Below are 20,889 nucleotides of genomic sequence, written 5' to 3' on the forward strand. Positions count from 1 at the left end.
CCATCAGAAGACGTAGACGAAGATGAACAGCCCCACCCAGACCACGTCGACGAAGTGCCAGTACCAGCTCGACGCCTCGAAGCCGAAGTGCTCCTCCGGGGTGAAGTGGCGCCGCATGATCCGCACCAGCATGACCATCAGTATGATCGTGCCGATGATGACGTGCAGCCCGTGGAAACCGGTGAGGATGAAGAAGGTCGCGCCGTAGATGCCGGCCTGCAGGGTGATGCCGTAGTGGGCATAGGCTTCGTAGTACTCGACGGCCTGGATGGTGATGAAGCACAGCCCCAGCAGCACGGTTCCGGCCAGCCAGTTGCGGCACACCTTGCGGTGGCCCTCCTTCAACGCCTCATGAGCCACGGTCAGGGTGATGCTCGACGACACCAGGATCAGGGTATTGACCAGCGGCAGCTGCCACGGGCTGAAGACCTGGGCGGGCCCGGCCACCGAGGAGTCGGGCGGGCTGAGCAGCGGCCAGTGCGCGGTGAATTCCGGCCACAGTAGCGCCGTGGCGCCCTTGGTGCCCTCGCCGCCCAGCCACGGCAGGGCAAAGGTCCGCACGTAGAAGAGCGCGCCGAAGAAGGCGGCGAAGAACATCACTTCGGAGAAGATGAACCAGCCCATCCCCCAGCGGAAGGAGCGATCCATCTGGGCATCGTAGAGGCCGCTGCGAGATTCGTTCACCACATCGCGGAACCACAGCGCCATGACCGCCAGCACGCCGACCAGGCCGATCGCCACGACCACCGTGCCACGCCCATGGACCAGCAGCATGCCGATGCCGACCATCATCACGCCGAGAGCCAGGGAACCCAGCGCCGGCCACTTGCTCGTTGCGGGTACGTAGTAACTGCCACTCATGCCTCTTCTCCTTGTTTGGTCTGCACGGCCACCTGCAGCGGCTCCTGCTTGCCCTCGACGGGATAGAGGGTATAGACCAGGGTGACGGTATGAACTTCGGGGGGAAGATCGCGCGCCAGCTGGAACACCAGCGGCAGCTCGATTCGTTCGCCCGCCTGCAGTTGCTGCTCCTCGAAGCAGAAGCAGCTCGTCTTGCGTACGTGACGCGTGGCGCTGGATGGCGAGACGCTGGGTACCGCGCGCCCCCAGCTCTCGGCATCGCTCTGGTTGCGGAAGATGAAGTTGACCTCGGAGGTCTGCCCCGGGTGGAGCCGCACCTGGCGCGTTTCCGCCTCCATGCGCCAGGGCAGCCCGGTGCCGTTGCGGGTGATGAACTGCACGGTCACCATGCGCGATTCATCGACCTCCTCGTTGACGATGGCCCGGGCAGTGGTGTCCACCTTGCCGTTGATGCCCGTCAGCCGGCAGAAGGCGTCGTACATCGGCACCAGCGCAAAGGCGAAGGCAAACATGCCGACCAGCGCCGCCACGGTGCGCCACACCGTACGCCGCACCCCTGCCTGGCGCGCTTCAGTCTCGTTGCGGCTCATGCGTCACTCCTCCTCGCCCGGCGCCGACCGGCCGGCCTCAGTGGGCCGGGCGCTCGAAGGTCGGCGGCGTCTCGAACGTGTGCAGCGGTGCCGGGCTGGGCACGCTCCACTCGAGGTCGGTCGCGTACTCGCCCCAGGCCTGGGCCGGCGCCTTCCTGCCACCGCGCACGCAGAGCACGATCACGGCGACGAACAGCAGCTGGGAGAAGCCGAAGATGAAGGCCCCGAGCGACGACGCCAGGTTGAAGTCGGCGAACTGCAGCGCGTAGTCGGGAATACGCCGCGGCATCCCGGCCAGCCCCGAGAAGTGCATGGGGAAGAAGGTCAGGTTGACGCCGATCACCGAGAGCCAGAAGTGCCACTGCGACAGACGTTCATTGGGGTAGTGCCCGGTCCACTTCGGCAGCCAGTAGTAGGCCCCGGCCAGGATCGCGAAGATCGCGCCCGGCACCAGCACGTAGTGGAAGTGCGCCACCACGAAGTAGGTGTCGTGGTACTGGAAATCGGCCGGTGCAATGGCCAGCATCAGCCCCGAGAAGCCGCCGATGGTGAACTGCACGACGAACGCCAGGGCGAACAGCATCGGCGGCTCGAAGCTGATCGAACCGCGGAACATGGTCGCCACCCAGTTGAACACCTTCACCCCGGTGGGCACCGCGATCAGCATGGTCGCGTACATGAAGAACAGCTGGCCGACCAGCGGCATCCCCACGGCGAACATGTGGTGGCCCCACACCACGAACGAGAGGATGGCGATCGCCGCGACGGCGTACACCATTGAGGCATAGCCGAACAGGCGCTTGCGCGAGAAGGTCGGGATGATCGCCGAGACGATGCCGAACGCCGGCAGGATCATGATGTAGACCTCGGGATGGCCGAAGAACCAGAACAGGTGCTGGAACAGCACCGGGTCGCCACCGCCCGCGGCATTGAAGAAGCTGGTGCCGAAGTTGATGTCCATCAGCATCATGGTGATCACACCGGCCAGCACCGGCATCACCGCGATCAGCAGGAACGCCGTGATCAGCCAGGTCCAGACGAACAGCGGCATGTCCATCAGGCGCATGCCGGGGGCGCGCATGTTGAGGATGGTGGCGATGATGTTGATCGCGCCCAGGATCGAGCTGATGCCCGCGATGTGCAGGGAGAGAATGAAGAAGGTCGTCGACGGCGGTGCGTAGGTGGTCGACAGCGGCGCGTAGAAGGTCCAGCCGAAGTTCGGCCCGCCGCCCGGCATCAGCAGCGTCGAAAGCAGCAGGCAGAAGGCCACCGGCAGCAGCCAGAAGCTGAAGTTGTTGAGTCGCGGCAGGGCCATGTCGGGCGCACCGATCTGCAGCGGGATCATCCAGTTGGCCAACCCGGTGAAGGCCGGCATGACCGCCGCGAAGACCATGATCAGGCCGTGCATGGTGGTCATCTGGTTGAAGAACTCGGGCCTGACGAACTGCAGGCCGGGTTGGAACAGCTCGAGTCGCACCACCAGCGCGAAGATGCCGCCGATGAAGAACATCGTCAGCGAGAAGATCAGGTAGAGCGTACCGATCTCCTTGTGGTTGGTGGTCAGCAACCAGCGCAGGATGCCCTTCGGCGGGGCATGGTGGGCATGTCCATGCCCGGCTTCCGCGGCGGTGCTGCTCTGCTCTAGCGTCGGTTGAGGAGGTACCTTCGGGGCCATCGGACTACTCCATGAACATTGTCTTGTTATAGCGCGGCAAGTCGGGGTGGCACGGCGCCAACGCCGTGCCTGCCGTCACTCCTCCAGCCGTTCGGCGATCTCCGCGGGCTGAACCACTTCACCGGTATCGTTGCCCCAGGCGTTGCGCGTGAAGGTGAGCACCGAGGCCAGTTCGACAGGGTTGAGCGTGTTGCGGAACGCCGGCATGGCGGAGCCGGACACGCCGTTCATCACGGTGGTGATGTGCCAGTCCTTGTCCGAGATGAGCTGCTCGTTGCCGGCCAGGGCCGGGAAGGCGGGCGGTGACCCCTGACCCTCGGGCTGGTGGCAGGAGGCGCAGATGCTGCCGTAGATGCCCTCGCCGCGCTCCATCAATTCGTCCATCTCCCACTCGCGGTCGATGCCCATGGCTTCCTCGGCCGCGGCCTCCTTGCGCTCGGCCAGCCAGGTGTCGAACTCCTCCTCCTCGACCGCCTGGACGACGACCGGCATGAAGCCGTGGTCGACGCCACACAGCTCGGCACACTGCCCGCGGTAGATACCGGGCTCCTGGATCTCCACCCAGTTCTCGTTGACGAAGCCGGGGATGGCATCCTGCTTGACGGCGAGTTCGGGCACCCACCAGGCATGCATGACGTCGTCGGAGGTAAAGAGGAAACGGACCTTGCGGTTGATCGGCAGCACGAGCGGCTCGTCGACTTCGAGCAGGTAGTGCTCGCCGCGCTGCTCCTCGCCGCGAATCTGCGCCCTGGGGGTGGCCAGGTTGGAATTGAAGGAGACGTCCTCGCCGAGATACTCGTAGCGCCAGCGCCACTGCTGGCCGGTGACCATCACGTCCAGCTCGGCTTCGGAGGGGTCGTAGATCTTCTGCAGCGTCGCCGTGGCGGGCACCGCCATGCCGATCAGGATCAACAGCGGCACGATGGTCCAGATGACCTCGACGGTGGTGTTCTCGTGGAAGTTGGCGGCCTTGGCCCCCCTGGAGTGGCGAAACTTGAACAGGGAATAGAACATCACCCCGAACACGACCACGCCAATGACCACGCAGATCCAGAAGATGGTCATGTGCAGGCCGTAGATTTCGCCGCTGAGGCTCGAGACCCCAACGGGCATGTTCCAGCCGTTAGCCAGAGCCACCTGGCTCGAGCCGACAAGGGCCAAGCCCCCTGCCAACCAGACGAGCAGAGTGCGCATCGACGCCTCCCGAAGTTGTAGTTGTGTCGGAACGGCAACCCCGAAGGTCAGGGAACGGGGGTTCTCCTCCTGAGAACATTAGCCGCTTCTTCATCGAGTATAGAGATCTCATCTCGAAAGTCACTGCCTTGGCCTAAGCCTTCTGGCTAACGCGCCAATCAACGCAACGCCGGCGTCGTCAGCCTGCGGCAAGCGTGGCCACCAGGGCAATCAACCCCACCAGCACGGCCCCCAGCACGATGCCGGTGACGATGAAGGCGATCGGGTTGCCCTTTTCGAAGTCCTTCAGCCGCTGCTGCTCACGCTGTACGCCAAGAAAGGCGGCCAGGACGGATTTGACGACTTCCCACATGACCAAGCTCCCTCTGCCGCTCGCCTTGTTGCAGCATGCCATGAATGGAGGGCAAACAGACAAGCCCTCGAAAGATGAAAATTTCATGACGCAGCGCAGCAAAAAACCTGTAGACCGTGCCGGCCGTGGACTACACTCAAAACCACTATCGCACACCCCCGGTTACCCTTCGATTGGAGCTTTCACCCCATGGCCAGCACGACCCCTTCCCACCCTCACAGTCATACCCCTGCGTTCGGCGCTTCACAACCCATGATCGAATGGTGGTCGCAACAGTGCATGCAGGGCTTTGCCCCGGTGACACGCTTCCAGCTTGCCTGGATGGAGTGCACTTGCGAGATGCTGCAGCAGGAGGCGCGCTTTTTTGCCGCCCTTTCGGCTGCCGGCGAGCAACTCAACCATTGCTACGAGACCCACGGCGCCGATCCGGAAAAGATGCAGGAGTGCTATAAGGAAATCGCCCGCGAGGTTGCCGACCATCATATGGAGCGGCTCAAGCAGGTAGCGATTCTTCCCCAGGAATTCCGGCGTCGTATCTGGGAAGAGATCTGAGCGGGCCAGCCCGTATGGCACATGACAACAGGCTGGCCGAAACGAAAAACCGCCACCCGGAATGATCCGTCAGTGGCGGTTTTTCTCGAATCGAGTGGTCGGAGCGACAGGATTCGAACCTGCGACCTCTGCAACCCCATTGCAGCGCGCTACCAAGCTGCGCCACGCTCCGACATTTGCTGACCGAATCGCCGCCAGGCGGCCTGGCGATATTCGATCATTCCCGCGCTGACCGGCCCTGCCGGCGCCCCGAGAACGAGGCGTATACTAGCGCGTTCAGGGACAAATGGAAAGTCCCTTTTGTACTTTCCTTTCAGTTGGTTGGCTGGACACCGGGCCGGCCGGCGGCGCTCGCCGCCGCCGCCGGGGAGGGAGCCGGCCGTCGACGGCCTCGCCCCTCGGGCGGGATCGGCGCTATCTTCTCCCCTGCACCCATCACTACGCAGAGGGAGGAGCCGCATGACACGCTTTTCACTGGAAGGACGGGTCGCCATGGTCACCGGCTGCAACAAGGGCCTCGGCCAGGGCATTGCCGTGGCCCTGGCCGAGGCCGGCGCCGACATCGTCGGCGTCAATCGCCGCGCCGCCGAGGAGACCCGCGAGCGCATCGCATCCCTCGGGCGCCGCTACGTCAATCTCGAGGCCCGGCTGGGCCACGACCCGGCGGAGGAGATCGTCGACCGGGCCATCGCCGACCTGGGCCGCGTCGACATTCTCGTCAACAATGCGGGCACGATCCGGCGCGCCCCGGCCCTGGCGTTCACCGAAGCGGACTGGGACGAGGTGATGAACGTCAACCTCAAGGCCGCCTTCTTCCTCAGCCAGCAGGTCGCCCGCCGCCTGGTCGAGCGCAAGGCGCCGGGGCGTATCGTCAACGTCGCCTCGGTGCTCTCCTTCCAGGGCGGCATCCGCGTGCCCTCCTACACCGCCAGCAAGAGCGGCCTACTCGGGCTGACCCGCCTGCTGGCCAACGAGTGGGCCGCCCACGGCATCACCGTCAACGCCATCGCCCCGGGCTACATGGCCACCGACAACACCCAGGCGCTGCGTGAGGACGAGGAACGCAGCGCCGAGATCCTCGGCCGCATTCCCGCCGGCCGCTGGGGCACCCCGGACGATCTCGCCGGGGCCGTGATCTTCCTCTGCTCCGATGCCGCCGGCTACGTCAACGGGCATGCCCTTGCGGTCGATGGCGGCTGGCTCGCCCGCTGATCGCTGCGCCTCGGCGCCAAGTTGCATTTCGCCGGGGCTGGGCCATAATCGGGATGAACGTCAGGCTAGTATCCTGTCATACCACATGCCTCGATGCTGGCCCCATGCCGTCAACGCAACGACAGCGAGACGGCGGTCAACGACCACGAGGAACCGCTATGCGACTGCGCGGCAAGACGGCGCTGATCACCGCTGCCGGGCAAGGGATCGGGCGGGCGACGGCCGAGCGCTTCGCCGCCGAGGGGGCCCGCGTCATCGCCACCGACATCGATGCCGGCAAGCTCACCGACCTGGCGGGCATCGACGGTATCGAACCCCGCCGCCTGGACGTGCTGGATGCGTCCGCCATCGACTCCCTTGCCGGTGAACTGCCTCCAGTGGACGTGCTGTTCAACTGCGCCGGCTTCGTCGCCAACGGCTCGCTGCTCGACGGCAGCGACAGCGACTGGGAGCTGTCTCTGGCGCTCAACGTCACCGCCATGATGCGCCTGACCCGCGCCCTGCTGCCGGCCATGATCGGCAACGGCGGCGGCAGCATCATCAACATGGCCTCGGTGGCCTCGAGCCTCAAGGGCGTGCCCAACCGCTGCGCCTATGGCACCACCAAGGCCGCGGTGATCGGCTTGACGAAATCGATCGCCGCCGATTACATCGACCAGGGTATCCGCTGCAACGCCATCTGCCCCGGCACCGTGGACTCCCCTTCGCTGCGCCAGCGTATCCGCGACCAGGCCAGCCGGCAGGGTCGACCCGAGGCCGACGTACAGGCGGAATTCCTCGCCCGCCAGCCGCTCGGGCGGCTCGGCACGGCGCAGGAGATCGCCGCCCTGGCCACCTATCTCGCCGCGGACGAGTCTGCCTATACCACCGGCACCGCCCAGATCATCGACGGCGGCTGGCTGATCTGAATCCGAGCCGAACTCGGGCTGAACTTCATAGAGAGGAGACGACATGAAACTGCTGCGCTTCGGCCCCAGGGGCCACGAAAAACCCGGCCTGCTCGACGCCGATGGCGTGATCCGCGACCTCTCGGCCCATATCGACGACCTCCACGGCCACCGCCTCGGGCGCAGCAGCCTGGCGGAGCTGGCCGCGATCGATCCCGCGCGCCTGCCGGAAGTTGCCGCCGACACCCGGCTCGGCCCCTGCGTGGGTCGCGTGGGCAAGTTCATCTGCATCGGCCTCAACTACTCCGACCACGCCGCCGAGACCGGCGCCGAGGTTCCCCCCGAGCCGGTGGTCTTCGCCAAGTGGACCAGCGCCATCTGCGGCCCCAACGACGATGTCATCATCCCCCGCGGTTCGCAGAAGACGGACTGGGAGGTCGAGCTCGGCGTGGTCATCGGCAAGCAGGCGCGCTACGTCGACGAGGCCGATGCCATGGAGCACGTGGCCGGCTACTGCGTGGTCAACGACGTCTCCGAGCGCGAGTTCCAGCTCGAGCGCAGCGGCACCTGGGACAAGGGCAAGGGCTGCGACACCTTCGGCCCGCTCGGCCCGTGGTTGGTCACCCCGGACGAAGTGGCCGACCCCCACGAGCTGGCGATGTGGCTGGAGGTGGACGGCCGGCGCTACCAGGACGGCTCCACCCGCACCATGGTCTATCGCATTCCGTACCTGATCAGCTACCTGAGCCGCTTCATGAGCCTGCAGCCGGGCGACGTCATCTCCACCGGCACCCCGCCGGGCGTGGGCATGGGCCAGAAGCCGCCGGTCTACCTGCAGCCCGGTCAGCAGATGCGCCTCGGCGTCGAGGGGCTCGGCACCCAGACCCAACGAGTGATCGCCGAGTCGGACATCACCCCGGCATGAGCCCTGCCCCCGGAGCCCAGAGATGAGCGACACCATTGCCAGCAGCAACGGCTCACTGGACAGCCTGCGCGTTCATGCCGCCGACAACGTGCGCGTGGCGCTCAAGGACCTGGCACCCGGCACCCTGGTCGACGATGAGGGTCGGCAGCTGCGGTTGGCGGAGCCGGTGCGCCACAAGCACAAGTTCAGCCTCACCGACCTCGACGCCGGCGATGCCGTGATCATGTACGGCGTCACGGTGGGGCGGGCCACGCGCCCCATCCCGGCCGGCACCGCCATCAGCGTCGACAATACCGAGCACAGCACCGCCACCAGCGTGCCGCAGGCCAGGCGCGGCGAATGGCATGCCCCCGACGTGTCGGCCTTCGCCGGCATCACCTTCGAGGGCTACCACCGCCCCGACGGCAAGGTCGGCACGGCCAACGTCTGGCTGGTGGTGCCGCTGGTGTTCTGCGAGAACCGCAACATCGAGGTGCTGCGCCAGTGCGTCGCCGATGCGCTGGGCGAAGACCCCTATCGCGACTACAAGCGCATGGCCCGCGCACTGCTGCACGGCGAGCGCGCCGGCGAGCAGGCCGCGCCCGCCCGCGAGCGGCCGTTTCCCAACGTCGACGGGGTCCGCTTCCTTACCCACACCCTCGGCTGCGGCGGCACCGACGACGACGCCCAGGCGCTGTGCCAGCTGCTGGCGGGCTACATCTGCCACCCCAACGTGGCCGGTGCCACGGTGCTCAGCCTGGGCTGCCAGAAGGCGCAGATCGAGATGCTCAGGGCCGCCGTCGCCGAGCGCGACCCGCGCGGGCTGCGCCCCGTCCACTACCTGGAACAGCAGGCGAGTGCGAGCGAGGAAGCCCTGATCCGCGACGCCCTGACCACCATCTTCGACGGTCTGGCCATGGCCAACGGCGTAACGCGTGCGCCCGCCCCGCTCTCGGCGCTCACGCTGGGGGTGGAGTGCGGTGGCTCCGACGGCTTCTCGGGACTCTCGGCCAACCCGCTGGTGGGCGCGGTGGTCGACCGCCTGGTAGCGCTGGGCGGCAGCGGCATTCTCAGCGAATTTCCCGAGCTGTGCGGCGTCGAGCACGAGCTGATGGCGCGCTGCCGCGACGACGGCGTGGCCGAACGCTTCCAGGCACTGATGGAAGCCTACCAGCGCCACGCCGCCCGGGTCGGCGCCGATTTCTCGATGAACCCCTCTCCCGGCAACATCCGCGACGGCCTGATCACCGACGCCATGAAATCCGCCGGCGCGGCCAAGAAAGGCGGGGACAGCCCGGTGGTGGACGTGCTCGACTACACCGAACCGCAGACGCGAGCCGGTCTCAACCTGCTCTGCACCCCGGGCAACGACGTCGAATCGACCACCGCGCTGGCCGGTTCCGGGGCCAACCTGATCCTGTTCACCACGGGGCTCGGCACGCCCACCGGCAACCCGGTCGCCCCGGTGCTGAAGATCGCCAGCAACAGCGAGCTGGCGGCCCGCATGGCCGACGTCATCGACTTCGATGCCGGGTCGATCATCCGCGGCGAAGCGAGCATCGGGGAGTTGGCCGACGCCCTCCTGCGGCTCTGCATCGACACCGCCTCGGGGCGCTACATGCCCAAGGCAGTGGGCTTGGCGCAGTATGATTTTATTCCCTGGAAGCGCGGCGTCTCTTTATAACCCCCAGCCGACGCGCAGCAGATCATCACTCGGATAGACGTTTCTTGAGCTTCATATAGGTCCCATAATGCCGGTCGAGGTGTCGGCGCATCGCCGTCTCGGCGGCGTCGGGATCGCCCGACTCGATGGCCGCGACGATCTCCTCGTGGGCCGCCAGCGCCGCCTTGTCCTCGTCCTTCTGCTGCAGCACCTGGGCGCGGCGATCGTCGAGCCACTCGGAGAGCGCCACGTGAATGGCATCGAAGATGGGGTTCTTGCCGATGCTCGCCAGTACGCCGTGGAAGTCGTTGTCGGAGCGCTTGAAGCGCGCCTCGTCGCCGATGGCGGCGCGGTTGTCGGCCAGGGCGTCGCGCAGGCGCTGGAGATCCTCCGCGCCGGCATGGCGGGCGGCGTAGCGCGCCAGCGAGATCTCGAACATCGCCCGCGCCTCCTGGAAGTACTGCTGGCCATCGGGCTTGGAGAGCAACTGGCGGGTGACCCCCGAAAGCCGCGCCATGACCGCCTCGGCGGTGGGCCGGATCACCCGCGCGCGGGTACCGCTGTTGATCGCGATCAGCCCCAGCTGCTGCAGATGGAAGAGCGCCTCGCGTACCGCGGGCCGGCCGACGCCGAACTGCTCCATCAGCTCGCGCTCCGAGGGTAGCTGGTCGTTCTCCTTCAGCCGGCCTTCGAGGATCTCCGCCTCGAGCTGCTCGGCCACCTGCTCGGACAGCGTCTTGCGCTCCACCTTGTATCGACTCATGCAATGCAACTCCTGGCCAGCCAATCCGGGCCCAGTGCGGGCCTGGCCGTTATGTTACTGCATCCTCGGCAACCGCCGGAGACCTAAATCAACGGCGCGATCGAGAGCCGCTCGGCCAGCTCGGCATAGGCCGCCACGTTGGCCGAATCGAGCGGAATGCCCTCGGCATCGCGATTTGCCTGGCAGCGCCACTCGCGGTCACCGGGCGCCAGCACCTCTTCGCCCGCCAGGGCGGCCTGCGCGCGCAGGTCCGCCAGGTAAGCCAGCATGCCGCGATCGAAGACCTCGCGCTCGACGAAGGCATCGGGGCGCATGACCAGGAAGAAGTGGCCCACGCCGCGCGGCGTACTCATGTCCTCGCCGCCCATCGGCAGCATGCGGAAGCCATGCACCATGCCCGTCAGGGTCGCGCTGAGCACTTCCACCATGCCGGCGAGCCCCGCCCCCTTGAAGCCGAAGTCGGCGCCGCCCAGCGGCAGCAGCGAAGCGGCAAGGGCGGCATCGGTGGTGAGCCGCCCCGCCGCATCGACCACCACGTTGGGCGGCAGTTCGCGTCCGATGGCGGCATACTGCTGGACCCGGTTCCAGGGAATCGAGCTGGTCGCCATGTCGAGCAGATAGGGCGATTGTCCGGGCACCGGCGCGGAGAAGGCGATGGGGTTGGTGCCGTGGAACGGGCCCTGGCCGTGGTGCAGGCTGACCAGGGCATCGGCGTTGCACACCGCGAGCCCCACGTAGCCGCGCTCGGCCGCCTCCAGGGCGTAGCAGCCCGCCGCGCCGAAGTGCGAGGAGCGGCCCACCGCCACCGCCCCGATGCCGACTTCGTCGGCCATGGCGATGGCGTGATCGATGGCGGTATAGCCGGCCAGGTGGCCGAAGCCGTCCTCGGCATCGAGGTAGCCGGTTCCTGCCAGGCGCCGGGTGAAGCGCATGGCCGGGCGTGGGTGGATGCGCCCCCCCTGCACGGCGCGCACGTAGTGCGGCAGCAGGCGCAGGCCATGGCTGTCGGTGCCCATGCGCGATGCGGTCACCAGGGCCCGGGCTACCGCCAGGCACGACGCCTCGTCGACCTCGCAGCGGGCCAGTGCGCTCTGCATGAAGGTCTCCAGGGCCGCAGCGGCAACCCGTGCGGCGGGCTCGAAAGTGCGGGACATCGACACTCCTCAACAACCGGATCAGCGATACACGAGCGTGGGCAGCCACATCGAGATGGCCGGGATGAAGGTCACCAGCAGCAGCGCGATCACCAGCGGCACCAGGAACGGCAGCGTGCCGCGCATGCACTTCTCGAAGGAGATGTTCGAGACCCGCGAGAGCACGTAGAGCACCATGCCCACCGGCGGGGTCAGCAGGCCAATCATCAGGTTGAGCACCATGATCACGCCGAAGTGCACCGGGTCGACGCCGGCGTTCACGGCCAGCGGCAGCAGCACCGGCACCAGGATGGTGATGGCGGCGATGGTCTCCATGAAGCAGCCGACCACGATCAGCACCAGGTTGATCAGCAGCAGGATGGCGATGGGGTTGTCGGAAAACGGCCCCAGCAGCTCCATCACATGGCGGGTGACCTGGTTGCTGGTCAGGATCCAGGCGAAGATCGAGGCTGCGGCGACGATCAGCAGGATCACGGCGGTAGTCTCGATGGTCTCCATGCTGACCTTGAGCAGCCGCCGCCAGGTCAGGATGCGGTAGACCACGGTGCCGAGGATCAGCGCATAGACCACCGCGGCGATGGCCGATTCGGTCGGCGTGAAGGCCCCCGAGATGATGCCGCCGACGATGATCACCGGCGTCAGCAGCGACAGGAAGGCACGCTTGAAGGTCTGCCACACCAGCCTCGGGGAGAACGAGGCATCGCGGGGGTAGCCGCGCCGCCGGGCGAGGATGGCGATCATGATCATCAGGCTCGCGCCCATCAGCAGCCCCGGGATGAGGCCGGCGGCGAACAGCTGCCCCACCGAGGCACCGGCCATCACACCGTAGATCACCATCGGCAGGCTGGGCGGGATAATCGGGCCGATGGTCGACGAGGCCGCGGTGATGCCGACCGCGAACTCCTGGTCGTAGCCGGCGTCGCGCATGGCCTTGATCTCGATGGTGCCGAGCCCACCGGCATCGGCCACCGCCGCTCCCGACATGCCCGAGAACACGATGCTGGCACCGACGTTGACGTGCCCCAGCCCACCGCGCATCCAGCCCATCAGCGCACGGGCGAAGTCGAAGATCCGGGTGGTGATGCCACCATGGTTCATCAGGTTGCCGGCCAGGATGAAGAACGGGATCGCCAGCAGCGGGAAACTGTCGATACCGTTGATCATGCGATGCGCGACCACGATGTCGGGCACCCGGCCGGTGAGGTACACATAGAGCAGGCACGAGCCCGCCAGGCTGACGGCAATGGGGAAGCCCATCACCAGCATGGTGAACATGGCGGCGAACAGGAACGTCAGGTAGTAGCCCATGACCGCCATGAGCACGCAGAAGGCGACCGCCAAGGCGATGATCAGCGGCGGCACGACCGCCCCCTTGCGCTGCGCGCTCGATAGCTCAGGCATGGCGCACTCTCCGGTAGCTTGTCGTCGTCATCATCGGTCCTTCGCCGTGGTCAGCTCGCTCTCGCCCTCGCGCCAGTGGCGGACCGTCACCTGCAGCGAACGCACCAGCATCAGCATGAAGCCGACCATCACGATGTAGTAGATGACGTCCTTGGGCACGTCGATCGACACCATCATCGCGTTGGTCTTGGCCGCCAGGCCGTAGCTGATCCACACGCCCGCGGCATAGAAGACGCTGCGGCCGACATCCACCAGCATCGACATCGCCCGGCCGACGTCACCCGGCATGTAGCGATAGAAGAACTCCACGGCGATGTGGGAGTTCTTGCGCGCGGCCATGGCGCTGCCCAGGAAGCCCACCACGATCAGCAGGTAGCGGGCGATCTCCTCGGTCCAGCCCACCGAGCTGCCGATCACGTAGCGGCTGAAGAATTGCAGGAACACCACGCAGGCCAGCACCCAGAAGATCACCAGCGTCGGCCAGTCCTCCCAGCCGTACGCCTTGTAGTCGAAGTCGTCCGCCTCGACGGGGTCGATGCTGCCCGCCTCGGGTGGCAGGGTATCGTCAGACATGGCGCGCTCCCGGCGCACCGCCCCGCTGGCGGCGGGACGGCGCGCCTCGACGGTTACTGGCCGATTTCCTGCAGCCGGTCGTAGGTTTCCTGGTCCCAGGTGGCATCATCGCCGTTGTGCTCGGGAATGACGGCCTCGCGGAACGGCTCGCGATCGACCTCGTTGACCGTCACGCCCTGCTCCTCGAACCAGGCCACCAGCTCCTGCTCCTGCTGCTGGATGTCGGCGGTGATCTTCTTGCCCGCCTCCTGGTACACCTCGCGGAAGATCTCGCGATCCTCCTCGGAGAGGCGATCCCACAGCGGCCCGCCGATGATGGTCAGCAGCGAATCGGTGATGTGGCCGGTCAGGTTGATGTGATCCTGCACCTCGTAGAACGCCTTGGCACGAATGGTCGGAAGCGGGTTCTCCTGGGCGTCGACCACCCCCTGCTGCAGCGCCAGGTACACCTCGTCGAAGGCGATGGGCGACGGATTGGCCCCCACTGCCTCGGGGAACATCATGTACATCGGCGCATTGGGCGTGCGGATCTTGAGGTTGCGCATGTCCTCGGGCGTCATGATCGGCTTGTTGGAGGTGACGTGGCGCTCGCCGTAGTAGTTGAGCGCCACCGGCACGTTGCCGGTCTGGTCCTGGTAGCCCTGGGCGATCTCCTGGAACAGGTCGCTCTCGGCATAGGCCTGCCAGTGGTCGAAATCGCGGAACATGTAGGGGGCGCCGGCGATGCCGATCGGCCCGTAGGCGCGGCCGGCGAACTGGCTGCCGGTATAGATGATGTCGACGGTGCCCAGGGTCAGGCCTTCATTGATGTCCTCCTCCTTGCCCAGCGACGAAGCGGGGTGGACCTCGATGGTGTAGCGACCGTCGGTGCGCTGCTCGATCTCGTCGGCCGCCCAGAGTGCCCACTCGTGGTAGGGCTCTGAGGTCTCGTAGACGTGAGCGAAGTTGAGCGACTCGGCGCTGGCCGCCCCCGCGGCGCTCAGCCCCGTTATCAGCAGCGAGGTCGACAGCCAACGACTCCACTGGCGGTTGCTCTGCTTGACCATTTGTTGTTCTCCCTCGTGAGCGTTGCCGGCAACGGCGCTTGGCCGTCTACGGCGGATGGGTTCTTGTATACGTGTCATACCATCATAAGGAAACCTAGTCCCTCGCCTCGCTCGCTGCAAATGGATCACTCCACCCGCGACGAATGTCTAACCTGCTCGACCAGCCGGACCAGCAGCGCTTCCGCACCGAAGCCGCCCGCCTTGGTCATCACCGGCCGCCCGGCGTCGCCGTTCACGAGCCCCAACGGCACCCCCGGGCACCACTCGCCGAACAGCTCGACGTACTCGCCGCGGAGCCGCGCCAGCACGGCCAGGGCGACATCGCCGCCGGAGAGGAACAGCAGGACCCCACGTTCATCCCCGCCCGCGGCAACGACCGCCTCGGCCATGGCCGTTGCCACCGCCTCGGCACTCGGCGCCAGCCCCGCGGGCACGCCAGGCACGATGACGCGAACGCCGCGCTCGCCATCGGCGCCTCCCGGGCCGAACGCCGGCTGACACGGAACCTCGGGGAACGCCTCACGCAGCAGGTCGAGCTGCCGCCGGGCACGTGGCGACCGCGAGCCCACCGCAAGCAGCGCACGCGCCGGCTCGGGCAGCGACGGTGGCCACGACGCCCAGGGCGGCCACGCCCGGCACTGGGCCGGCGCCAGGCACTGGGCCAGCGCATGGGCCAGGCCGGCGGCGCAGACCGGCAGCCATTCGCCAGGAGCGTCGAGCAGCCGCGTGGCGAGCCGGGCCAGTGTTGCGTCGTCCGCCGCATCGGCGACGCAATCCCCCGCCGGCAGCGGCAGGCCCGCCTCGGCAACGTAGCGCAGCAGCGGGACGCCACCCGCCGCGAAGGCGCGGTCGAGCGGTCCGGCCAGCGGCGGCGACAGGGCATCGCGGGAAAACGCGGTGGCCGCGAGCGGCTCGCCATCGACCCACACCTCGCCGCCGACCACGCTGCGGCCCTGGCTCGGCACCGCCGGGCACACCAGCAGGCGCCGCCCGCCGCTACGCCGCAGCGCCACGGCCTCGGCCACCACCTGGCCGCGCAGGGTCGAATCCACCTTCTTCAGCAACAGCCGCGGCTGGCAGGCATGCAGGCGCTCGGCGGCCTCCCGCGTTCGCCGGGCGGCGGTGTCAGCATCCAGATGCCGCGAACCGGTATTGACCGCCACCACCCGCGGAGCGCTCCCGCCATCGGCTAGCGCGGCCTCGAGCCCCTCCAGCGATACCGCGACTCGGGTGGCCATGCCGCGCTCGGCGAAGGGTGCCGCGGCGTCGAGTGCGCCGGTCAGGTCGTCGGCGACGATGGCCACCTCGCAGCGCGTGTTCACACCGCCGTCCGCGGTGAGGCCAGACGCCGCGCGTAGGCGATGGCCGCGCCCATGTTGGTGGCATCGGCGCGCCCCTGCCAGGCGATGTCGAAGGCGGTGCCGTGATCCACCGAGGTGCGCATCACCGGCAGCCCCAGGCTGACGTTGACCGTGGTATCGAAGGCGATCAGCTTCACCGGGATGTGGCCCTGGTCGTGGTACTGCGCCACCACCAGGTCGAACTCGCCGCGGCAGGCGCGGTAGAAGACGGTATCGGCCGGGATCGGCCCGCTGACCTCGAAGCCCTCGTCGCACAGTGCCCGCACCGCCGGGGCGATGATGCGGTCGTCCTCGTCGCCGAAGATGCCGCCCTCGCCGCAGTGGGGGTTGAGCCCCGCCACCGCGATGCGCGGCCGCGGCGTGCCGAGCTCGACCAGATGCGCGTGCCCGGCCTTCACCGTGGCGGCGATGCGCTCCGGGGTGACCCGTTCGATCGCCTCGCGCAGCGAGACATGGGTGGAGACGTGCAGCGTCGACAGCCGTTCGGAGGCGAGCAGCATGAAGGAGGATGGCGCCCCGGTGAGTGCGGCCAGCATGCCGGTATGGCCATCGTAATGGTGGCCGGCGGCATGCAGCGCCGCCTTGTTCAGCGGCGCGGTGACGATCACCCTCGCCCGCCCGGCCTGCACCAGTGCCACCGCGCGCTCGACGCAGCGAAAGGCCAGGTCGCCGGCGGCGGCACCGATCCGGCCATCGGCAATCGCCTCGCCCTCGGCTACCCGCACCTCGGCCACGGCCACCCGCGCGTCATCGGCCCGGGCCTGCCCCAGCGGGACGAAGTCGAGCGCCGCCCCGACCAGGCCGGCGGCGCGGCGGTAGATGGCAGGGTCGCCGACCAGCACCACCGTGCGGCGCTCCTCGGGCGACATGGCAGCCACGGCGCGGCAGATGATCTCCGGGCCGACGCCCGCGGGGTCGCCCATGGTGATGGCAAGCGCATAGCCGGGGCGCTGGGCGACAGAGGACGGTGACGTCTCGCTCATGGCATCAACTGGCCTCCGTTGACTTCGAGGATCTGCCCGGTCACGTAGCCGCTCATGCGGTCGGTGCCCAGGAACACGTAGGCGCCCACGCACTCCTCGGCGGCTCCCGTGCGCCCCATGGGGATGGAGGCGGATACCGCCGCCAGCTGCTCTTCGGTGGAGTGGCGTGCGTGGAAATCGGTGAGGATGACGCCCGGCGCCACGGCGTTGACGCGAATCCGGTCCTCCATCAGCTCCTTGGCCATGTTGCGGGTCAGGGTGCTGACGAAGCCTTTTGCCGAGGCGTAGAGCCCCGCCCCCGGCCCGCCGCCGTTACGCGCCGCGATCGACGAGGTATGGATGATGTTGCCGGCGCCGGCACGCTTGAAGTGCGGCAGCGCCGCCTGGGAGACCATCACCACCGAGCGCGCGTTGAGATCCATCACGCGGTCGTAGTGCGCATCGTCGATCTCCGCCAGGGTGACGCGCCCCAGCATGTCGCCGGCGTTGTTGATCAGCAGGTCCAGTCCGCCCAGCTGCTCGGCGGCCTCGTCGACCACCCGCCGGGCCTCGGCGGAACGGCTGACGTCGCCCTTGACGACCACGGCCTCGCCGCCGGAAGAGCGAATGTCGGCCGCCACCGCCTCGGCGGCGTCGGCGCTGGCATGGTAATGCACGGCGACGCTGGCCCCCAGCGTCCCGAGCTGGCGTGCCACGGCGGCACCGATGCCGCGACTGGCTCCGGTGATCAGAACGCGCTTGCCTTTCCACTCGTCGAGCATCGAAATCTCCCTCGCTGGTTGGTTGGGCCGTTCCCAGCGCCCAGGCAGTCGACCCGGCCCGGCATGGTGCGCTAGAGTGACCCAGACATGGCATACCTGTCATACAAGGCGACACCAATAACATGATAGGCGAGGCTTGGCCAAACGCCAGGCGCCTTGCAAGGAGGCCGCATGACCGTCATCACCCGAGTCGACGTCCAGGACATCCGCTTTCCCACCTCGCGCAACCTCGACGGTTCGGACGCCATGAACGCCGCGCCGGACTACTCCGCCACCTACGTGATCCTGCGGGTCGACGACGGCGGCACCGAGGGCCACGGCCTCACCTTCACCATCGGCCGCGGCAACGAGATCGTGGTCGCCGCGGTCAACGCCCTGGCCCATCTGGTCGAGGGCCGCACGCTGGGGTCGATCACCGCCGACATGGGCGGCTTCTGGCGCGAGATCACCGGCGACAGCCAGCTGCGCTGGATCGGCCCCGACAAGGGCGCGATCCACCTGGCCACCGCCGCCCTGGTCAACGCGGTGTGGGACCTGTGGGCCAAGCGCGAAGGCAAGCCCGTGTGGAAGCTGCTGGTCGACATGACGCCCGAACAGCTGGTGCGCTGCCTGGACTTCCGCTTCGTCACCGATGCCCTCACCCCCGAGGAGGCCATCGCGCTACTGCGCAAGCGGGAGGCAGGCAAGGCCGAGCGCGAGGCCGAGATGAAGCGCGATGGCTTTCCCGCCTACACCACCTCGGCCGGCTGGCTCGGCTACCCCGACGACAAGGTGCGTCGCCTGGCCCGCGAGGCGCTCGCCGAGGGCTGGACCCACTTCAAGCAGAAGATCGGCGGCGACCTCGACGAGGACATCCGCCGTGCCGCCCTGCTGCGCGAGGAGATCGGCTGGGACAACGTGCTGATGATGGACGCCAACCAGGTCTGGGAAGTCGACGAGACGATCGCCAAGATGCGCCGCCTGGCCGAGTTCGATCCGCTGTGGATCGAGGAGCCCACCAGCCCCGACGACATCCTCGGCCACGCCGAGATCCGCCATCGCCTCGCCCCCATCGGCGTGGCCACCGGCGAGCACTGCCACAACAAGGTGATGTTCAAGCAGTTCTTCCAGGCCGAAGCACTCGACTACTGCCAGCTCGACGCCGCGCGCCTGGGCGGGCTCAACGAAGTGATCCTGGTGGCGCTGATGGCCGCCAAGTTCGGCGTGCCGGTCTGCCCCCACGCCGGCGGCGTGGGGCTGTGCGAGTATGTCCAGCACGTCTCGCTGTTCGACTACATCGCCGTCTCCGGCAGCCTGGAGGGGCGCGTGCTGGAGTACGTCGACCACCTGCACGAGCACTTCGTCGACCCCGTGGTGATCGAACGCGGGCGCTATCGCGTGCCCGAGGCCCCCGGCTACGGCATCACCATGCACGCCGAATCGCTGGCCCGCCACCGCTTCCCGGACGGCGCCGCCTGGCAGGAGGAGAGCTGAATGGAACGTGACGCCTTTCTCGTCGCCCTCGCCGAGCGCCTGGGTGAACGAGGCCTGCTGCGTGACCACGACGGCATGGCGCGCTATGTCAGCGACTGGGCAGGCGACCGCCTGGGCATGCCGCTGGCGGTGGCCCGCCCCGCCACCACCGAGGAGGTCGCCGCCACGGTGCGCCTGTGTCGTGAGCACGACGTGGCCATGGTGCCCCAGGGCGGCCATAGCGGCCTGGTGGCGGGTGCCCTGCCCGCCGCCGAGGGCAACGAGCTGGTAATCAGCCTGGAGCGCATGGACCGCGTTCGCGCCGTCGACCCGATCAACTTCACCATGGCCGTGGACGCTGGCTGCATCCTGGAAAACGTCAAGCAGGCCGCGGCCGAGCACGAATGCGAATTCCCGCTCGCCCTCGGCGCCCAGGGCAGCTGCCAGATCGGCGGCAACATCGCCACCAACGCCGGCGGGCTCAACGTGCTGCGCCACGGCATGATGCGCCAGCTGGTGCTGGGGCTCGAGGTCGTGCTGCCGGACGGTCGCCTGTGGGATGGCATGAGCGCCTTGCACAAGGACAACCGCGGCTACGCCCTGAAGCAGCTGTTCCTCGGCAGCGAAGGCACGCTCGGCATCGTCACCGGCGCCGTGCTCAAGCTCACGCCCCGGGCCAACCAGGCCCGCACCGCCCTGCTCGGCCTGCCCTCGCTGGAGGCAGTGATCGAACTCTACGGCCTCGCCCGGCGCGACTGCAGCGACCTGCTCAGCGCCTTCGAACTGATCCCGCGCCGCTGCCTCGAGCTCGCCATGGAAGCGACACCCGAGCTGCGCGATCCGCTGGATGACGCCTATCCCTGGTACGTGCTGCTGGAGGTGAGCGCCAGCGGCCCGCTGGACCTCGGCGCCATGCTCGAATACCTGCTGGAACAGGGCATGGCCCGTGAGCTGGTGCTCGACGGCGCACTGGCCTCAAGCGAAGCCCAGTCACTCCAGCTGTGGCAGTTCCGTGAAAGCATGCTGGAAGGCCAGCGCCGACGCGGCGAACACCTGCGTACCGACATCTCGGTGCCCATCTCGGCGATCCCCGCCTTCGTCGACGAGGCCAGCCGAATCGTGATGGCGGCCTCGCCCGAGTGCGAGATCATCGCCTACGGCCACGTCGGCGACGGCAACCTGCATTTCAACATCCTGCCGCCGCCGGCCATGCCGGAGGCCGATAAGCGCCGCCACCTGCACGACCTTGAAGCCCACTTGTTCGAGGTGCTCGACGGCGTCGGCGGCAGCATCAGCGCCGAGCACGGCATCGGCCGCACCAAGCAGGCCGCCTACCTGGCCCGGCTATCGCCGGTGGAACGCGAGCTGGCCGAAGGCATCAAGGCCCTGTTCGACCCCGACGGGCTGATGAACCCCGGACGCATCCTGCCGCCGCGGCACTGAGCGCCTGCACGAGGCCTGCCCCCGCGACGACAGTGCGATAGGAACTATCCTGACGGAGCAAG

20 protein-coding genes and 1 tRNA gene are annotated in these 20,889 nt (G+C 67.7%); 7 read left to right on the plus strand and 14 right to left on the minus strand.

Annotated elements, in window-relative coordinates:
* Positions 1–3: 3 nt before the first annotated feature.
* From I4484_RS11495 to I4484_RS11515, 5 genes are all read right to left on the minus strand, one after another.
* A complete protein-coding gene (locus tag I4484_RS11495) occupies positions 4–861 on the minus strand; it encodes a cytochrome c oxidase subunit 3 (RefSeq protein ID WP_197447440.1) in 858 nt (285 codons plus the stop codon).
* Positions 858–1,451, minus strand: coding sequence for a cytochrome c oxidase assembly protein (locus I4484_RS11500; RefSeq protein ID WP_197447441.1), 594 nt, complete (start codon positions 1,449–1,451; stop codon positions 858–860). Before I4484_RS11500 ends, I4484_RS11495 begins: the two co-directional genes overlap by 4 nt.
* Positions 1,452–1,488: 37 nt before the next feature.
* Positions 1,489–3,126: a cytochrome c oxidase subunit I gene (gene ctaD / locus I4484_RS11505; protein WP_197447442.1), complete on the minus strand. Its 1,638-nt coding sequence runs from the start codon at positions 3,124–3,126 to the stop codon at positions 1,489–1,491.
* 75 nt (positions 3,127–3,201) lie between these two features.
* Positions 3,202–4,320: a cytochrome c oxidase subunit II gene (gene coxB, locus I4484_RS11510; RefSeq protein WP_197447443.1), complete on the minus strand. Its 1,119-nt coding sequence runs from the start codon at positions 4,318–4,320 to the stop codon at positions 3,202–3,204.
* Positions 4,321–4,498: 178 nt separating this feature from the next.
* A complete protein-coding gene (locus I4484_RS11515) occupies positions 4,499–4,672 on the minus strand; it encodes a DUF2970 domain-containing protein (protein WP_197447444.1) in 174 nt (57 codons plus the stop codon).
* A 189-nt stretch (positions 4,673–4,861) separates the two neighbouring features.
* Here I4484_RS11515 and I4484_RS11520 point away from each other — a divergent pair, with 189 nt between their 5' ends.
* On the plus strand, positions 4,862–5,224 hold the full coding sequence (locus tag I4484_RS11520) for a hypothetical protein (protein WP_197447445.1): 363 nt from the start codon (positions 4,862–4,864) through the stop codon (positions 5,222–5,224).
* A gap of 95 nt (positions 5,225–5,319) precedes the next feature.
* On the opposite strand, the gene I4484_RS11525 is transcribed toward I4484_RS11520, so the two are convergent.
* Positions 5,320–5,396: transfer RNA gene (locus tag I4484_RS11525), tRNA-Pro, on the minus strand.
* Between the two features lie 287 nt (positions 5,397–5,683).
* On the opposite strand from I4484_RS11525, the gene kduD reads away from it, so the two are divergent.
* The 4 genes from kduD to I4484_RS11545 all read left to right on the plus strand — a co-directional run bounded on the left by kduD (position 5,684) and on the right by I4484_RS11545 (position 9,911).
* On the plus strand, positions 5,684–6,436 hold the full coding sequence (gene kduD, locus I4484_RS11530; RefSeq protein WP_197447446.1) for a 2-dehydro-3-deoxy-D-gluconate 5-dehydrogenase KduD: 753 nt from the start codon (positions 5,684–5,686) through the stop codon (positions 6,434–6,436).
* Positions 6,437–6,594: 158 nt separating this feature from the next.
* Positions 6,595–7,344 (plus strand): SDR family oxidoreductase, encoded by a 750-nt coding sequence (locus I4484_RS11535; protein WP_197447447.1) that lies wholly within the window; start codon positions 6,595–6,597, stop codon positions 7,342–7,344.
* Between the two features lie 43 nt (positions 7,345–7,387).
* Positions 7,388–8,248 carry an ureidoglycolate lyase gene (locus I4484_RS11540; RefSeq protein WP_197447448.1) on the plus strand — a complete coding sequence of 287 codons (861 nt, stop codon included), beginning with the start codon at positions 7,388–7,390 and terminating at the stop codon, positions 8,246–8,248.
* 22 nt (positions 8,249–8,270) lie between these two features.
* Positions 8,271–9,911 carry a UxaA family hydrolase gene (locus tag I4484_RS11545; protein WP_197447449.1) on the plus strand — a complete coding sequence of 547 codons (1,641 nt, stop codon included), beginning with the start codon at positions 8,271–8,273 and terminating at the stop codon, positions 9,909–9,911.
* Positions 9,912–9,936: 25 nt separating this feature from the next.
* Here I4484_RS11545 and nanR read toward each other — a convergent pair whose 3' ends face one another.
* The 8 genes from nanR to I4484_RS11585 form a co-directional block, all read right to left on the minus strand.
* A complete protein-coding gene (gene nanR / locus I4484_RS11550) occupies positions 9,937–10,653 on the minus strand; it encodes a transcriptional regulator NanR (RefSeq protein ID WP_197447450.1) in 717 nt (238 codons plus the stop codon).
* 83 nt (positions 10,654–10,736) lie between these two features.
* On the minus strand, positions 10,737–11,807 hold the full coding sequence (locus I4484_RS11555) for an Ldh family oxidoreductase (RefSeq protein WP_197447451.1): 1,071 nt from the start codon (positions 11,805–11,807) through the stop codon (positions 10,737–10,739).
* A gap of 21 nt (positions 11,808–11,828) precedes the next feature.
* Positions 11,829–13,208, minus strand: coding sequence for a TRAP transporter large permease (locus tag I4484_RS11560; RefSeq protein ID WP_197447452.1), 1,380 nt, complete (start codon positions 13,206–13,208; stop codon positions 11,829–11,831).
* Between the two features lie 30 nt (positions 13,209–13,238).
* Positions 13,239–13,781, minus strand: coding sequence for a TRAP transporter small permease (locus I4484_RS11565; protein WP_197447453.1), 543 nt, complete (start codon positions 13,779–13,781; stop codon positions 13,239–13,241).
* Positions 13,782–13,834: 53 nt separating this feature from the next.
* Positions 13,835–14,827 (minus strand): sialic acid TRAP transporter substrate-binding protein SiaP, encoded by a 993-nt coding sequence (locus tag I4484_RS11570; RefSeq protein WP_197447454.1) that lies wholly within the window; start codon positions 14,825–14,827, stop codon positions 13,835–13,837.
* A gap of 125 nt (positions 14,828–14,952) precedes the next feature.
* Entirely contained in the window at positions 14,953–16,149 is a 1,197-nt protein-coding gene (locus tag I4484_RS11575) for a four-carbon acid sugar kinase family protein (RefSeq protein WP_234283484.1), read from the minus strand.
* On the minus strand, positions 16,146–17,171 hold the full coding sequence (gene pdxA / locus I4484_RS11580; RefSeq protein WP_234283483.1) for a 4-hydroxythreonine-4-phosphate dehydrogenase PdxA: 1,026 nt from the start codon (positions 17,169–17,171) through the stop codon (positions 16,146–16,148). The genes I4484_RS11575 and pdxA overlap by 4 nt, the downstream gene beginning before the upstream one ends.
* A complete protein-coding gene (locus I4484_RS11585; RefSeq protein ID WP_197447455.1) occupies positions 17,168–17,932 on the minus strand; it encodes an SDR family NAD(P)-dependent oxidoreductase in 765 nt (254 codons plus the stop codon). The genes pdxA and I4484_RS11585 overlap by 4 nt, the downstream gene beginning before the upstream one ends.
* Positions 17,933–18,103: 171 nt before the next feature.
* On the opposite strand from I4484_RS11585, the gene I4484_RS11590 reads away from it, so the two are divergent.
* Together I4484_RS11590 and I4484_RS11595 are read left to right on the plus strand one after the other, a co-directional pair.
* The gene (locus I4484_RS11590) at positions 18,104–19,405 is read left to right on the plus strand and encodes an L-fuconate dehydratase (RefSeq protein ID WP_197447456.1); all 1,302 of its coding nucleotides are present in this window, start codon (positions 18,104–18,106) and stop codon (positions 19,403–19,405) included.
* A complete protein-coding gene (locus I4484_RS11595) occupies positions 19,406–20,827 on the plus strand; it encodes an FAD-binding oxidoreductase (protein ID WP_197447457.1) in 1,422 nt (473 codons plus the stop codon). It begins immediately after the preceding gene.
* Positions 20,828–20,889: the final 62 nt, after the last annotated feature.

Origin of the sequence: Halomonas sp. SS10-MC5, from assembly GCF_015992245.1 — a bacterium.
Lineage (GTDB): Bacteria > Pseudomonadota > Gammaproteobacteria > Pseudomonadales > Halomonadaceae > Halomonas > Halomonas sulfidoxydans.

What these genes read in the sequence shown, in the direction of transcription:
- I4484_RS11535 (WP_197447447.1), top strand. Translation starts at nt 6,595, where the DNA reads ATGCGACTGCGCGGCAAGACGGCGCTGATCACCGCTGCCGGGCAAGGG.
- I4484_RS11500 (WP_197447441.1), bottom strand. Translation starts at nt 1,451, where the DNA reads ATGAGCCGCAACGAGACTGAAGCGCGCCAGGCAGGGGTGCGGCGTACG.
- kduD (WP_197447446.1), top strand. Translation starts at nt 5,684, where the DNA reads ATGACACGCTTTTCACTGGAAGGACGGGTCGCCATGGTCACCGGCTGC.
- I4484_RS11520 (WP_197447445.1), top strand. Translation starts at nt 4,862, where the DNA reads ATGGCCAGCACGACCCCTTCCCACCCTCACAGTCATACCCCTGCGTTC.
- I4484_RS11495 (WP_197447440.1), bottom strand. Translation starts at nt 861, where the DNA reads ATGAGTGGCAGTTACTACGTACCCGCAACGAGCAAGTGGCCGGCGCTG.
- I4484_RS11560 (WP_197447452.1), bottom strand. Translation starts at nt 13,208, where the DNA reads ATGCCTGAGCTATCGAGCGCGCAGCGCAAGGGGGCGGTCGTGCCGCCG.
- I4484_RS11555 (WP_197447451.1), bottom strand. Translation starts at nt 11,807, where the DNA reads ATGTCCCGCACTTTCGAGCCCGCCGCACGGGTTGCCGCTGCGGCCCTG.
- I4484_RS11595 (WP_197447457.1), top strand. Translation starts at nt 19,406, where the DNA reads ATGGAACGTGACGCCTTTCTCGTCGCCCTCGCCGAGCGCCTGGGTGAA.
- I4484_RS11590 (WP_197447456.1), top strand. Translation starts at nt 18,104, where the DNA reads ATGACCGTCATCACCCGAGTCGACGTCCAGGACATCCGCTTTCCCACC.
- coxB (WP_197447443.1), bottom strand. Translation starts at nt 4,320, where the DNA reads ATGCGCACTCTGCTCGTCTGGTTGGCAGGGGGCTTGGCCCTTGTCGGC.
- I4484_RS11540 (WP_197447448.1), top strand. Translation starts at nt 7,388, where the DNA reads ATGAAACTGCTGCGCTTCGGCCCCAGGGGCCACGAAAAACCCGGCCTG.
- I4484_RS11585 (WP_197447455.1), bottom strand. Translation starts at nt 17,932, where the DNA reads ATGCTCGACGAGTGGAAAGGCAAGCGCGTTCTGATCACCGGAGCCAGT.
- I4484_RS11570 (WP_197447454.1), bottom strand. Translation starts at nt 14,827, where the DNA reads ATGGTCAAGCAGAGCAACCGCCAGTGGAGTCGTTGGCTGTCGACCTCG.
- I4484_RS11545 (WP_197447449.1), top strand. Translation starts at nt 8,271, where the DNA reads ATGAGCGACACCATTGCCAGCAGCAACGGCTCACTGGACAGCCTGCGC.
- ctaD (WP_197447442.1), bottom strand. Translation starts at nt 3,126, where the DNA reads ATGGCCCCGAAGGTACCTCCTCAACCGACGCTAGAGCAGAGCAGCACC.
- pdxA (WP_234283483.1), bottom strand. Translation starts at nt 17,171, where the DNA reads ATGAGCGAGACGTCACCGTCCTCTGTCGCCCAGCGCCCCGGCTATGCG.
- I4484_RS11565 (WP_197447453.1), bottom strand. Translation starts at nt 13,781, where the DNA reads ATGTCTGACGATACCCTGCCACCCGAGGCGGGCAGCATCGACCCCGTC.
- nanR (WP_197447450.1), bottom strand. Translation starts at nt 10,653, where the DNA reads ATGAGTCGATACAAGGTGGAGCGCAAGACGCTGTCCGAGCAGGTGGCC.
- I4484_RS11515 (WP_197447444.1), bottom strand. Translation starts at nt 4,672, where the DNA reads ATGTGGGAAGTCGTCAAATCCGTCCTGGCCGCCTTTCTTGGCGTACAG.